The organism is Novosphingobium sp. (genome assembly GCF_024642085.1).
Classification (GTDB): domain Bacteria; phylum Pseudomonadota; class Alphaproteobacteria; order Sphingomonadales; family Sphingomonadaceae; genus Novosphingobium.
The window spans coordinates 24963-38017 of the sequence record NZ_JAHEBV010000021.1; the positions used below are offsets into that span (position 1 = coordinate 24963).

Sequence of the window (13055 nt, forward strand, 5' to 3'; positions counted from 1 at the left end):
CGTTTCTATCCAACCGCATTACCGAAAAAAGAGGAGTTTTTGACATGGAACCTGCAAGCGCAAAGCTGATCGGCGCTGGTCTCGCTGCTATTGGTGCCGGCATGGCCGCCATCGGCGTGGGCAACGTCTTTGGTTCGTTCCTGGAAAGCGCGCTGCGCAATCCCGGTGCTGCCGATGGCCAGCAGGGCCGCCTGTTCATCGGCTTTGCCGCCGCTGAACTTCTGGGCCTGCTTTCGTTCGTCGTCGCGATGATCCTGATCTTCGTCGCCTAAGCGCGGCGCAGATCTGATTGACCGATTTGGCAGGCTTTCGCGCCCAGGCGCGCAAGCTGCCCGAACCGACCGGAAACCCCGATGCCTCAAATCTCGCAGCTTGCCGCGACTTATGCCAGCCAGATCTTCTGGATGCTGGTCTTCTTCGGCTTCATCTTCTTTGTCATTGGCCGGGGTATGGTGCCCAAGGTGATGGCAACTGTTGAAGCGCGCGACAAGCAGATCGCCGACGATCTGGCCGCAGCTGACGCGGCCCGAGCCGCTGCCGCTGCCGAGGAAGAGGCCTGGCGCCAGGCCGAAAACGCGCGTCGGGCAGAAGCCCAGGCGCTTATCGCCAAAGCCAAGGCTGACGCTGCGGCTGCCGGTGAAAAGCGGCTGGCCGCTGCCGGCAGTGTCGTCGATAGCCGTCTGGCCGAAGCCGATGCCCGCATCGCAGCCGCCCGCGCCAACGCGCTGGGCGAGATTGAAACCGTCGCCAGCGAAGCGGCCAGCGCGATCGTCGCCCGTGTTGCGGGACTTTCGATCGATGCCAAGGCCGCCGGTGCTGCCGTAAAGGAGGCGCTGCATGGTTGAACTCAACCTGCTGGCTGTTGCTGCCCAACATGGCGGTGAACATGAACTTGCCGCGCTTGGTCTGACCCCGGGCATGTGGGTAGCGCTTTCGATGGCGGTCCTGATTGCCGTTATGGTGTGGAAGCGCGTACCTTCGCTGATCACTTCCGGCCTTGATGGTTCGATCGCGCAGATCCGCAAGCAGCTGGACGAAGCCAAGGCTCTGCGCGCCGAAGCCGAAGCGCTGCGCCAGGAATATGCCGACAAGATCGCCGGTGCCGAAAAGGACGCCGCGGCCATGCTTGACCATGCCCGCCACGAGGCCGATGCGATCATCGCCAAGGCTGAGGCGGATACGACGGCCCTGATCGGGCGCCGGGAAAAGATGGCGCAGAACAAGATCGCCGGTGCCGAGCGCGCCGCGGTTGATGAGCTGCGGGCCAAAGCGGCTTCTGCCGCCACAGCCGCCGCGCGCACGTTGATTGCCGAGCAGCACGGTGCCGTCGCTGACAAGGCCTTGGTCGATCAGGCGATCGCCGGCATCTGATTGCGGTGTTACGATCTTTGGAGAGGGGAAGGGGCGGCCGTAATGGTCGCCCTTCTTCGTTTCAGGCACCCGGCTCCAGCACCACCTTGCCCACAATCTCGCGCCGCGCCATCGCTTCATAGGCTTCGCGCCAGCGTGACAGCGGCAGGGTGCGGTCGATGTGGGGGTGGAGTTTGCCCTCGGCGGCCAGCGTAAGCCAGGCGTCGCGAATGCGGGCGCCGCGATCCGGAAAGCGCCGGGCGTATTCGCCGGCGCGCACCCCGACGACCGAGAAACCCTTGATCAGCGGGATGTTGGTAGAAACATCAGCAATCCGCCCCCCGGCAAAGCCGATCACCAGCAGCTTGCCGCCAAAGGCGGTGCAGCGGGTGCTTTCGTCAAACACGTCTCCGCCAACCGGATCATAGACCAGATCGCACAGCGCGCCGCCGGTGATCGCGGCCACTTCATCGCGAAAGCGGCCGCTGGCCAGGATCACCGCGTCGGGATTGCAGGCGGCTTTCAGCGCCGCGACCTTGCCCGGCGATCCGGTGCTGGCGATCACCCGCGCACCCATGGCCTTGGCCAGATCGCAGGCAGCCAGGCCGACCCCCCCGGTTGCGCCGTGAACCAGCACCCACTGGCCGGGCTGCACGCCGCCCAGTTCGACCAGGCCGGTATAAGCGGTGCTGTAGGCCGCGCCGAGCGAGGCAGCGGTACGAAAATCCATCCCTGGCGGGATCGCTTTCAATGCGCCGGCATCGACCACGGCAAAATCGGCGAAGGCGCCGGTCTTCTGCCCACCGAAAACCGCATCTCCGGGCGCAAAGGTGCAGCCCGTGTCGGCCTCGACCACCTCTCCGGCAAACTCCAGTCCTGCCACGAAGGGTAGATCAGGCTTGAGCTGGTATTCGCCCCGCGTCATCAGCAGGTCGGGAAAGTTGAGGGAGACTGCCCGCACTTTGACCCGCACCTGACCGGGGCTGCGAGCGGGCACGGCCACCTCTGCCAAGCGCAAGCCCGTCAGGTCAGGAGACAGGTTTTCAACCAGCAGGGCTTTCATGCCAACTTCCGTTTCGGTTCTGCGAGAAGCTGTCAGAACGTATCCTTCGCAGCCCTTAGCGCAGCGAAAGTGGCTACCGCATCGCCGCCGCCCCACCGCGCTGCCAGTGCCGGATCATCAGCGCGCAAGAAGGGGTTCGTGGCAAGTTCGCGCGCCAAAGGCGTCGGCACTGTCGGGCGCCCCTGATCGCGCAGGCTGGTGATCTGCGCGGCATAGTCAGCCAGCGCAGCGTTGCCGGGATCAGCGTAAAGCGCAAAGCGGGCGTTGGAAGCGGTGTATTCGTGCGCGCAGTACAGCAGCGTGGCGGCGGGCAGTACCTTGATCCGGCTAAGGCTGGTCCAGAACTGGTCCGCCGTGCCTTCAAACATCCGCCCGCAGCCCAGCGCAAATATCGAATCGCCCACGAATGCCACTTCGGCATCGGGCACGTGATAGGCGATGTGGCCCAGCGTATGGCCGCCGACATCGATCACCGCGGCATCCCAATCACCCAGCATGACCACATCGCCGTGACCGATAACCCGGTCTGGCGCGGTGCCGAGCTTTTCGACCTCGGCCGGGCCAACCACAAGGCAGCCTGTCGCCGCCTTGATCACTGCATTGCCGCCGGCGTGATCAGGATGCCAGTGGGTGTTCCAGATCTGGGTTATGTGCCAGCCTTTTGCGGCCGCCTGACGCAGGTATTCGGCGCCATCGGGGGTGTCGATACACGCCGTCTCACCGCTCGCCGGATCGTGGATCAGGTAGCCGTAGTTATCGGACAGGCAAGGGAACTGGTGGATTTCGAGCATGGCGCGGACTCTACGCCGGTTCGCAGAAAAGCAAAAGCCCGCCCGGATCGCTCCGGACGGGCCTTGCTTTTGCCTGAAGGCGGCGAAGGCTTACTGCTTGGCCTTCAGCGCAGCGCCGAGGATGTCGCCGAGCGAAGCGCCGGCATCGGACGAACCGTACTGCTCAACCGCTTCCTTCTCTTCGTGCATCTGGCGCGCCTTGACCGAGAAGTTGGGCTTCTTGGACCGGTCGAAACCGGTGACCATGGCGTCCAGCTTCTGGCCGACCTGGAAGCGGTCGGGACGCTGTTCGTCGCGGTCGCGGCCAAGGTCGCTGCGCTTGATGAAGCCGGTGGCACCATCGTCGCCGGCCTGCACTTCCAGACCGCCATCGCGCACTTCGAGCACGGTGACCGTGACGACGTCGTTCTTCTTGAGGCCGCTTGATGCAGTGGCCGAAGTGCCGCCAGCCGCCGGAGCGCCCTTTTCAAGCTGCTTCATGCCCAGGCTGATGCGTTCCTTTTCGACATCGACGTCAAGAACGATGGCCGAAACCTGCTCGCCCTTGCGGTGCAGGGCCAGCGCATCCTCGCCCGAGATGCCCCAGGCGATGTCCGACATGTGGACCATGCCGTCGACGTCGCCGTCGAGCCCGATGAACAGGCCAAACTCGGTCGCATTCTTGACTTCGCCTTCGACGTTGGAGCCGACCGGGTGCTTTTCAGCGAAAGCTTCCCAGGGGTTTTGCTGGGCCTGCTTGAGACCAAGGCTGATGCGGCGCTTGTCGCTGTCCACTTCAAGAACCAGAACGTCGACTTCCTGCGACGTGCTGACGATCTTGCCAGGGTGGACGTTCTTCTTGGTCCAGGACATTTCTGACACGTGGACCAGGCCTTCGATGCCCGCTTCCAGTTCGACGAAAGCGCCGTATTCGGTGATGTTGGTGACAACGCCGTGCAGCTTTGCGCCAACCGGATACTTGGCGGCGACGCCTTCCCACGGATCGGATTCCAGCTGCTTCATGCCCAGGCTGATGCGCTGGGTATCCTGGTTGATGCGGATGATCTGGACCTTGACGGTGTCACCGATGTTGATGACTTCGTTCGGGTGGTTGACCCGCTTGTAGCTCATGTCGGTGACATGCAGCAGGCCGTCGATTCCGCCCAGGTCAACGAAGGCACCATAATCGGTGATGTTCTTGACTACGCCATCGATGATCTGGCCTTCGGTCAGGTTGAGAATCAGGCCCGAACGCTGTTCAGCGCGGGTTTCTTCCAGCACGGCGCGGCGGCTGACCACGATGTTGCCGCGGCGGCGGTCCATCTTGAGGATCTGGAACGGCTGCGGAATATCCATCAGCGGCTGCACATCGCGCACCGGGCGGATATCGACCTGACTGCCGGGAAGGAAGGCCACGGCGCCGTCTAGATCGACGGTGAAGCCGCCCTTGACGCGGCCAAAGATCACGCCGTCCACGCGCTTTCCTTCGCCAAACTCGCTTTCCAGTTTGTCCCAGGCGGCTTCGCGGCGGGCGCGGTCACGGCTGAGCATGGCTTCGCCATCGGCATTCTCGACGCGGTCGACGAAGACTTCGACTTCATCGCCAACGGAGAGGCCGTGAGGCTGCCCGGGCATTGCGAATTCCTTGAGCGCGACGCGCCCTTCGCTTTTCAGGCCGACGTCGATGACAGCCTTGTCGTTTTCGATGGCGGTAATGGTGCCCTTGACGACGCGGCCTTCAAATCCGCCATCGGCGGCGCCGCCGAGTGATTCGTCGAGGAGAGCCGCGAACATGTCGCGGGTGGGGTTGGCAGAAGATGCCATAGGTTTGAGTTTCCTCAGGTACTGTGTTTCCGGCCAGGCGGTTGTTTCCGCCGGTCTTTCCTCCGCCGCCGGGACCATCCCGGTTGCGGGCCAAAAGGGCCGCTCTGCCATATGGGCCGGATGCCGCACATGGCGCCCCGCGAACGGGACGCGCGGCCCCTAAGCGAACTCTGGCGGAATTGCAAGGATATTGCCGTGCCGCGCGCTGCGCGCAAAGGCACTGCCAGCCGCCTCACCGACGCCGATTTCCACGCGTGATCGGCCTTTGGCCTTGGCCATGAACAGCGCCAGTTCGGCCCGCTTGACCGTTTGATCGACCGATGTTGCAATCCGGGTGACGCCGCAGCTGGCCGTGATGGCAAAATCGATCGTGCCATGACCCAGCGCGGCCAGCGTCTCGATAACCGGCTCGCACGCCTCGCGCGCGCTCAGCGGATCAATTTGCGGCATGAGTACGGCAAAACGCTCGCCGCCGACCCGCGACAGGATGTCTTCGCTGCGGGTCAGATTGCCCAGCAGGTCGGCAAAGGCGCGCAGCAGGTCATCGCCCGCAGCGTGGCCGTAGTGCATGTTGAGCGTCATGAAATGATCGAGATCGAACAGCGCGATACAGCCTTCCGCACCGTTGCCGATCAGGTAATCCAACATGGCAGTAAATGCGACACGGTTGGTCAGGCGGGTAAGCGGATCGGTTAGTTCAGCGCTGAACAGCCGGTCTTCCAGCGCCTTGCGCTCGGTCACGCTGCGCATCATCGACAGCACACCATAGGCGCGGCCGCGATCATCGCACAGCCGCCGCATCCGGATTTCGAACCAGCCGCCGTCAGCGCCGCGGTATTCGCGCCACTGACCGCTGCCGCGGCCATTGAACGTTGCGTGATGGTCAGCCTCGATCGCCGGTGCAAAGCGCGGCGTCACCAGATCACGCAGGTGCGGACCGATCAGCATGGCCGGCAGGTTGACGCCCAGCCCTGCGATCGCCGGTGATGCGGTAACAATGAAGCCCCGCCCATCGCTTTTGAAAATCACATCGTCCGAATTGTCCGCAAGCATCCCGTAAAGCGCCGAGCGCTCATGCAGCGTGAACTCCACACCCATTGTACTATTGCCCCCTGGAGCCGTCCTGCCTCCCGTGCGCCACCCCCTGTGCGGCGCAAGGAAAGCCCCCTGACGGCTTGTCTGTATGCCCTTCGTTCCCCGTCTTGCTTGTTAGGCATGTCAGCTAACATGACTAAAAAAACATCGTAGTTTCAATGTGTTAACTACGATTCCCGATTCGGCAAAGGGTTTTGTGGCAGAGACGAACCGAGTGTCAGAGTTCGAGGAGGATTCGCACTTTGGTGATGTCGATTTGCATCACTTCGGCAATTTGCTGACGGGCCTGCGCCAACACGGCGCGCAGTTCGGCGCTACCGGTGCTGCCGGCCAGGTCGGCCTGGTCGAGCCCCAGGGTGGCGGCCAGCGCAGTCATGTGTCCGGCAGTGGGCTTGGCGCGGCCCTGTTCCCAGGCCCAGACCGTCGGCTTGCTGACACCGAGCTGGTCGGCGATGGCCGCCAGCGTCATGCCCTTGGACTTGCGCAGGCGGTGAAGGCGCGCTGCAAAGGTTTCCTCATCACCGGCTTCGCTGGGCACGGACCCGGCGGGCATCGCCGGCGACAGGCTGCGCAATTCGATTGCGCTCAAGGCAGCAGCTGAAATGTCGGCGTCGAAGCGGCAGCCGTGGAACGCGCCGTCGCTCCACACCACGCGGGCTGCCTGCAATCCGGCTTCCGGCAGATCGACCTCGATCACTTCGTTGGGGCTCAGGGCAACAGCAGTTTCAAGCAGCAGGCCCGAAGCGGACACGTTGTGCACGGTAACGTCAGCCACGTCGCCGTCGGCCGTCTCGCCGGCCGTTTCCAGCATCAGGCGGCGGCGCGCCGGGCGCGCGGCGCCGGCCGGGGTGCGGGGTACTTCAAAATGGGCGGCAACAGCCATGGGGGCGGGGCTCCTTGGAAACCCGACCGCCGTCAACGCAGCGTGGTTAAGGTCTAGTTGAAGCCTGGCCCGCCTTGCGACGAACAGCACTTGCCGTTCGGCAGGCTGCTAACCGTGATACCGCATGGCGACATTGCACCGTTCATAGCGCGCGCCATAGGCCGCCATGATCTGAGCATCGTGCACGAATCCATGTTTTTCATAAAGGTGGATGGCCGCGGCGCAGATCTGGTTGGTGAGCAGGTAAAGCGGGTCAGCCCCCATCGCCTTGGCGCGTTTGATCACTGCGGCCAGCAGAAACTCTCCCGCTTTAAGCCCGCGCGCACGTTCAAGCACGCCCATCTTCGTCAGTTCGAAATGGCTTGGCCCGGTTTTCTGCAAGGCGCAGGCGCCAACCACGCCAAGTCCGTCCGCCTCGACCATCAGGATCGCTCCGCCCGGATCGATGATCCGTGCTTGCGGGTTTTCCAGCACGTCGCGGTCGGTCTGCTCCAGCACGAACATCGCCTCGATCCACTGCGCATTGATATCGTGAAAAGCGCGTGCCTGGCTATCGTCGTACTCGATAATGCGAAGGGCTGGCACGGCAGTGGTCATCGCTGCGGGCCTAGCAGGGCCGTGCGGCTTCGGCCACTGCGATTGCCTGCGCGATGGCAGCGTCGCGGCCCAGGTTTGAGGTGTCTATCAGTACCGCGTCGGGCGCGGCGAGCAACGGAGCTTCGGCGCGGCTGCGGTCGCGCTGGTCGCGCAGGTCCAGATCGGCAGCGATTTCGGCCAGAGAGACAGAACGGCCCTGGTTCTGCATTTCCCTGAAGCGCCGCTCGGCCCGCGCTGGAACCGATGCGACAACAAACAGTTTTACATCAGCCTCAGGCGCGATGACCGTGCCGATGTCGCGCCCGTCAAGCACACCGCCGCCCGGCTGCAATGCGAAGGCACGCTGGCGTTCATACAGCGCACGGCGCACATCGGCGTGGACCGAAACCCGGCTGGCCAGACCGCCGCTCGCCTCGCTGCGCAATTCGGGATCTTCCAGCAGGCTATCGGGAAATGCGCAGGCCGCCAGCGCATCGTTCGGATTGTCGGCATCGCCGCCAGTCAGTGCACATTGCCGCCCGACAGCGCGGTACAGCATACCTGTATCAAGATGCGGCAGTCCGAAATGCGCCGCCAGCGCCTTGGCAATCGTGCCTTTGCCCGATGCGGTGGGTCCGTCGACCGCGATGATCATCGCGCCAGTCCGTCAAGCAGGGCTTCGAACACCGGAAAGCTGGTGGCGACCGGGCGGGTGTCATCTAACTCCACTCCGCCCGCGCTGGCCAGGCCGGCAATCGCCATGGCCATGGCGATCCGGTGGTCAAGGTGGGTCGCAATCGGGCCGCTTGTACCCGCCAGCCGTTCGCCGCCCGTGCCGGTGATGGTCAGCCCGTCCTCGGTCTCGGTTACGCGTGCCCCGGCTGCGGTCAGCGCGGCGGCCATGGCCGATAGGCGGTCTGATTCCTTGACGCGCAATTCCTCAAGGCCGGTCGTCACGGTGGTGCCTTGCGCCAGCGCAGCGGCGACGAACAGCACTGGGAACTCGTCGATCATGCTTGGTGCAACCGCGGGATCGACTGTGATGCCCGTCAGTTCGGAATGCCGGACCAACAAGTCTGCCACCGGCTCTCCGCCAACCTCGCGCGGGTTCAGTTCCTCGATCGATCCGCCCATCTGGCGCAGTACGGTGACGATCCCGGCGCGGGTGGGGTTAAGCCCGACGTTCTGGATCAGCACTTCGCTGCCCGGAACAAGCAGCGCGGCAACGATGAAAAAGGCGGCGGAAGAGGGATCGCCCGGCACCTCGATCACTTGCGGCTTCAAGTCTGCTTCACCGCGAATGCGGATCACGCGCCCGCCGCGGCTGTCCTCCACCCACAGGTCTGCGCCGAACCCGCGCAGCATCCGTTCCGAATGATCGCGGGTTGGCACCGGTTCGATCACCGTGGTGATACCCGGTGTGTTCAGTCCAGCCAGCAACACAGCGCTTTTCACTTGTGCGCTGGCGACCGGGAGACGGTATTCGATCGGCACGGCGGGCAATGCGCCGCGCATGGTCAGCGGCAGGGTCTGGGATCCATTGGCACCTTCGCTCGCTTCGAACGAAGCGCCCATCTGGCTTAACGGATCGATCACCCGGCCCATCGGGCGCGCTGACAAACTCGCATCGCCTATGAAAGTGGCGGTGATCGGGTGGCTGGCGACAATCCCCATCAGCAGCCGGGTCGATGTTCCCGAATTGCCCATGTCCAAAGGCGCCTGCGGTTGCAGCAGTGATCCTACGCCTACTCCGTGGACTGACCAGGCGCCTTCGCCCGTCCGCTCTACCTGTGCGCCCATCGCGCGCATGGCGGCGGCGGTGGCCAGCACGTCCTCCCCTTCCAGAAGGCCGGTCACGCGTGTTTCGCCTACCGCCAGTGCGCCCAGCATGATCGATCGGTGGCTGATCGATTTGTCGCCCGGCACACGGATCGTGCCCTTCAGCGCGCCTGTCGGGCGAAAACGGCGCGGGCGCATGGCAGAAGGGTCGGCACTGGACACAGGGGGCGGACTTTCGGTGGAATGGCCGGGAAATGCGCGCGGCTTTTGACAGCGGGCGCAGCCTATGGCAAGGCGCGCCCGCGCTGGGACTGGCACAGCGGCCTCCCAATACGTATTTACCGGTTTTCCGTCATCGCCGGCGCGGTGACGCATGTGAGGATTTTTATGGTCAAGGCAGAATGGGGCGCCAAGCATGGTTGCCCGAAGTGCGGCACGCGGTTCTACGATCTGGGCAAGGACGATCCCGTCACCTGCATCGAATGCGGCTATGCCTGGCAGCCCGATCCGGTGCTGAAGTCCAAGCAGCCGATTCCTTATGAAGAAATCCAGAAGGAAAAGGTCGAAACGGTTGAAGACGGCGATCTTGCCGATCCCGATCTGGACATCGATGAAGATGGCGATTCGCCGGATAACGATGTCGATCTGGGCGGCGATGACGACCTTGGCGTCGGCCTCGACGGTGACGACAAAAACGACGACGTCTAAGGCAAAATACCCTTGCCAAGCCGGTAGGCCGCCACTAGAGGGGCGGCCTTCCCGGCCAAAAGCCGGGGTTTGGCGGGCCTCCCCAGGGCTTGCTGGATGAATGGTTACGGGGCCTTAGCTCAGCTGGGAGAGCGCCTGCATGGCATGCAGGAGGTCAGCGGTTCGATCCCGCTAGGCTCCACCATTCGTTCGTGAAGTTGAGTACTTGAGCGGCAAGCTGGTCGGCGAGGTTTCGCCCACCGGCTTTTTTCGCGTTTCGGAGTTTTGGTTCGATGTTCGACACCCTTTCAGACCGGCTTGGCGGCGTTTTCGACCGCTTGCGCGGGCGCGGTGCGTTGAACGAACAGGACGTTCGCGATGCCATGCGCGAAGTGCGCATCGCCTTGCTCGAAGCCGATGTGGCGCTGCCTGTCGTGCGGCGCTTTATCGATTCGGTGACAGAGGCGGCAATAGGCCAGTCGGTGCTGCGTTCGGTGACGCCGGGCCAGCAGGTCGTCAAGATCGTCAACGATGCGCTGGTCGAGATGCTGGGCGGGGAAGAAACGCCCGGGCTTGATCTCAACGCCGCGCCGCCGGTGGTCATCATGATGGTCGGCCTGCAGGGTTCGGGCAAGACCACCAGCACGGCCAAGCTGGCCAGGCTGCTCAAGGAAAAGCAGGGCAAGAAGGTCCTGATGGCCTCGCTCGACGTCAACCGCCCCGGCGCGCAGGAACAGCTGCGGGTGCTGGGCGAACAGGTCAGCGTGGCCACTCTGCCGGTCGTCGAAGGGCAGATGCCGATCGAAATCACGACCCGCGCGATGCAATCGGCCAAGCTCCAGGCGATCGACGTGCTGCTGCTCGATACCGCGGGCCGGCTTCACGTCGATCAGGGCCTGATGGACGAGATGCAGGCGGTAGCCGCCATTGCCGCGCCGCGCGAAACCCTGCTGGTAGTCGATGCGCTGACCGGCCAGGACGCGGTCAACGTTGCACAAAGTTTTGCCGGACAGGTTGATCTGACCGGTGTGATCCTGACCCGGATGGACGGCGATGCCCGCGGCGGTGCGGCTTTGTCGATGCGCGCGGTAACCGGCAAACCGATCAAGTTTGCCGGCACCGGCGAAAAGATGGACGCGATCGAGGCGTTCCAGCCCGGCCGCGTGGCCGGCCGCATCCTGGGCATGGGCGATGTCGTCTCGATCGTCGAAAAGGCCGCGGCTGCCATTGATGAGGCTGAGGCCGAAAAGATGGCCGAGCGCATGGCCAAGGGTCAGTTCGACATGAACGACCTGCGCCAGCAATTGCGCCAGATGCAGAAGATGGGCGGACTGGGCGCGCTGGCGGGCATGATGCCGGGGATGAAAAAAGCCAAGGCAGCGATGCAGCAGTCGGGCATGGACGACAAGGTTCTGCTGCGGATGGATGCGATCATCGGATCGATGACGCCCAAGGAACGGATCAAGCCCGATCTGCTCAACGCCAAGCGCAAGATTCGCATTGCCAATGGATCGGGCGTGCAGGTTCAGGACGTCAACAAGCTGCTCAAGATGCACCAGGAAATGGAACGCGCGATGAAGCAGATCAAGAAAATGGGCGGGCTCAAGGGATTGGGCGCGCTGTTCGGCAAGGGCGGGATGGGCGCTGCCATGCCGGGTCTGGGTGGTCCGGGTTCGGGCTTGCCTGGCCTTGGCGGCGGTAGCCTGCCGTCCAACCTGGGCGACCTGCTCAAGAAATAGATTTTACGTTTTTAGTTCAGAAAGGTAGTTCAAATGTCTGTATCTCTTCGTCTTTCGCGCGGTGGCTCCAAGAAGCGCCCGTATTACAAGGTCGTCGTTTCCAACAGCCGCGCCCCGCGCGATGGCAAGTATCTGGAACAGGTCGGCACCTACAACCCGCTGCTTGCCAAGGATGACGAAAACCGCGTCCGCCTGGTCGAAGACCGCGTCCGCTATTGGCTGGGCGTTGGCGCGCAGCCGACGGATCGTGTTGCCCGCATGCTCGACAAGGCCGGGATCAAGGAACGCGCTGCGACCGTGAATCCGATGAAGGCCGAACCAGGCAAGAAGGCCAAGGACCGCGCTGAAGACAAGGCTACCAAAGCTGCCGAAGCGGCCGAAGCCGCCAAGGAAGCCGAAGCCGCCGCGGCAGAAGCAGCTGCTGCTCCGGCTCCAGCGGCCGAAGAAGCACCGGCCGAAGAGGCCCCTGCTGCTGAAGTTGCCGCCGAAGAAGCGCCCGCCGCCGAAGAAGCTGCCGCTGAACCGGCTGCCGAAGAAGCGCCTGCTGCCGAAGACGCGCCTGCTGCCGAAGACGCGCCTGCCGCTGAAGAAGTGCCTGCTGCTGAAGATCCCGCTGCGGAAGTCAACGCAGCCACGCCTGACAGCGATGCCGGCGATGCCGCTGCCGACGTGTCGGGCCAAAGCTCGCAGGAACCGGCTGAGGGCTAACCCTTGTCCGGCAATCGTCCCGTCACTCTGGCCGCCGTCATCGGCGCGCACGGCGTGACGGGTGAGGTTCGCCTCAAGCTGTTCGGTGAAGGCGCGGAATCGCTCAAGGCATTCCGCGCTTTCAACGATGGCGCGCTGACGGTTGAAAAGATCAAGACCGATGGCAAGGGCGGCGCCATCGCCCGCTTTGCCGAGGTGGGCGGCCGCACCGCCGCCGAAGCCCTGCGCGGCACCGCGCTGACCGTACCGCGCAGCGCCCTGCCGCCGTTGGGCGATGGCGAATACTATTACGCCGATCTGCTGGGCCTGCCCGCTATATCGACCGATGGCGAGGTGCTCGGCACCTGCGTGGCGGTTGAAAACTTCGGGGCTGGCGACGTGCTTGAGATCGAACGACCTGCTGTTGATGGCAAACCTGGCAAGCGCTTCATGGTGCCAATGAACGACGCCGCCGTGCCTGAATGGAACGATCAGCGGCTGGTGCTTGCCGCATCCTACACAGCCGAATAGACCGGCCCCGATTACAGGGGGGTATTATGCAGGCGACACCGCGAATTGATCGGCTGACTGTGGCCGGGCTT

Annotated in this window: 14 protein-coding genes, 1 tRNA gene and 1 pseudogene; 8 read left to right on the plus strand and 8 right to left on the minus strand. The window is 63.8% G+C overall.

Annotation, left to right across the window (positions count from 1 at the left end):
• The first annotated feature begins 44 nt into the window (after nt 1-44).
• The 3 genes from Q0L62_RS09800 to Q0L62_RS09810 all read left to right on the plus strand — a co-directional run bounded on the left by Q0L62_RS09800 (nt 45) and on the right by Q0L62_RS09810 (nt 1371).
• Complete coding sequence (locus tag Q0L62_RS09800; protein ID WP_054122335.1) at nt 45-272, plus strand: F0F1 ATP synthase subunit C; 228 nt, start codon at nt 45-47, stop codon at nt 270-272.
• An 81-nt stretch (nt 273-353) separates the two neighbouring features.
• Nucleotides 354-845 carry an ATPase gene (locus Q0L62_RS09805; RefSeq protein ID WP_296679304.1) on the plus strand — a complete coding sequence of 164 codons (492 nt, stop codon included), beginning with the start codon at nt 354-356 and terminating at the stop codon, nt 843-845.
• A complete protein-coding gene (locus Q0L62_RS09810; protein ID WP_296679306.1) occupies nt 838-1371 on the plus strand; it encodes a hypothetical protein in 534 nt (177 codons plus the stop codon). Before Q0L62_RS09805 ends, Q0L62_RS09810 begins: the two co-directional genes overlap by 8 nt.
• Nucleotides 1372-1432: 61 nt before the next feature.
• Here Q0L62_RS09810 and Q0L62_RS09815 read toward each other — a convergent pair whose 3' ends face one another.
• From Q0L62_RS09815 to aroA, 8 genes are all read right to left on the minus strand, one after another.
• The gene (locus Q0L62_RS09815) at nt 1433-2413 is read right to left on the minus strand and encodes an NADPH:quinone oxidoreductase family protein (protein ID WP_296679309.1); all 981 of its coding nucleotides are present in this window, start codon (nt 2411-2413) and stop codon (nt 1433-1435) included.
• Between the two features lie 32 nt (nt 2414-2445).
• Entirely contained in the window at nt 2446-3204 is a 759-nt protein-coding gene (gene gloB, locus Q0L62_RS09820; protein ID WP_296679311.1) for a hydroxyacylglutathione hydrolase, read from the minus strand.
• Between the two features lie 90 nt (nt 3205-3294).
• Nucleotides 3295-5007, minus strand: coding sequence for a 30S ribosomal protein S1 (gene rpsA / locus Q0L62_RS09825; RefSeq protein ID WP_296679313.1), 1713 nt, complete (start codon nt 5005-5007; stop codon nt 3295-3297).
• A gap of 159 nt (nt 5008-5166) precedes the next feature.
• Complete coding sequence (locus tag Q0L62_RS09830) at nt 5167-6105, minus strand: sensor domain-containing diguanylate cyclase (protein ID WP_296679315.1); 939 nt, start codon at nt 6103-6105, stop codon at nt 5167-5169.
• A 214-nt stretch (nt 6106-6319) separates the two neighbouring features.
• On the minus strand, nt 6320-6985 hold the full coding sequence (locus Q0L62_RS09835; RefSeq protein WP_296679317.1) for a helix-turn-helix domain-containing protein: 666 nt from the start codon (nt 6983-6985) through the stop codon (nt 6320-6322).
• A 108-nt stretch (nt 6986-7093) separates the two neighbouring features.
• On the minus strand, nt 7094-7582 hold the full coding sequence (locus Q0L62_RS09840; protein WP_296679320.1) for a GNAT family N-acetyltransferase: 489 nt from the start codon (nt 7580-7582) through the stop codon (nt 7094-7096).
• Nucleotides 7583-7592: 10 nt separating this feature from the next.
• Nucleotides 7593-8216 carry a d(CMP) kinase gene (locus Q0L62_RS09845; RefSeq protein WP_296679321.1) on the minus strand — a complete coding sequence of 208 codons (624 nt, stop codon included), beginning with the start codon at nt 8214-8216 and terminating at the stop codon, nt 7593-7595.
• On the minus strand, nt 8213-9538 hold the full coding sequence (gene aroA / locus Q0L62_RS09850; RefSeq protein ID WP_296679333.1) for a 3-phosphoshikimate 1-carboxyvinyltransferase: 1326 nt from the start codon (nt 9536-9538) through the stop codon (nt 8213-8215). The genes Q0L62_RS09845 and aroA overlap by 4 nt, the downstream gene beginning before the upstream one ends.
• A 189-nt stretch (nt 9539-9727) precedes the next feature.
• Here aroA and Q0L62_RS09855 point away from each other — a divergent pair, with 189 nt between their 5' ends.
• The 5 genes and pseudogenes from Q0L62_RS09855 (at nt 9728) to rimM (ending at nt 12984) form a co-directional block, all read left to right on the plus strand.
• On the plus strand, nt 9728-10048 hold the full coding sequence (locus tag Q0L62_RS09855; protein WP_296679334.1) for an FYDLN acid domain-containing protein: 321 nt from the start codon (nt 9728-9730) through the stop codon (nt 10046-10048).
• 108 nt (nt 10049-10156) lie between these two features.
• Nucleotides 10157-10232, plus strand: a tRNA-Ala gene (locus tag Q0L62_RS09860).
• Nucleotides 10233-10320: 88 nt separating this feature from the next.
• The gene (gene ffh / locus Q0L62_RS09865; protein ID WP_296679324.1) at nt 10321-11766 is read left to right on the plus strand and encodes a signal recognition particle protein; all 1446 of its coding nucleotides are present in this window, start codon (nt 10321-10323) and stop codon (nt 11764-11766) included.
• Between the two features lie 33 nt (nt 11767-11799).
• Nucleotides 11800-12234 (plus strand): annotated as a pseudogene (rpsP, locus tag Q0L62_RS09870) (30S ribosomal protein S16); the annotation flags it as partial.
• 243 nt (nt 12235-12477) lie between these two features.
• Nucleotides 12478-12984 (plus strand): ribosome maturation factor RimM, encoded by a 507-nt coding sequence (gene rimM / locus Q0L62_RS09875; RefSeq protein ID WP_296679326.1) that lies wholly within the window; start codon nt 12478-12480, stop codon nt 12982-12984.
• Nucleotides 12985-13055: the final 71 nt, after the last annotated feature.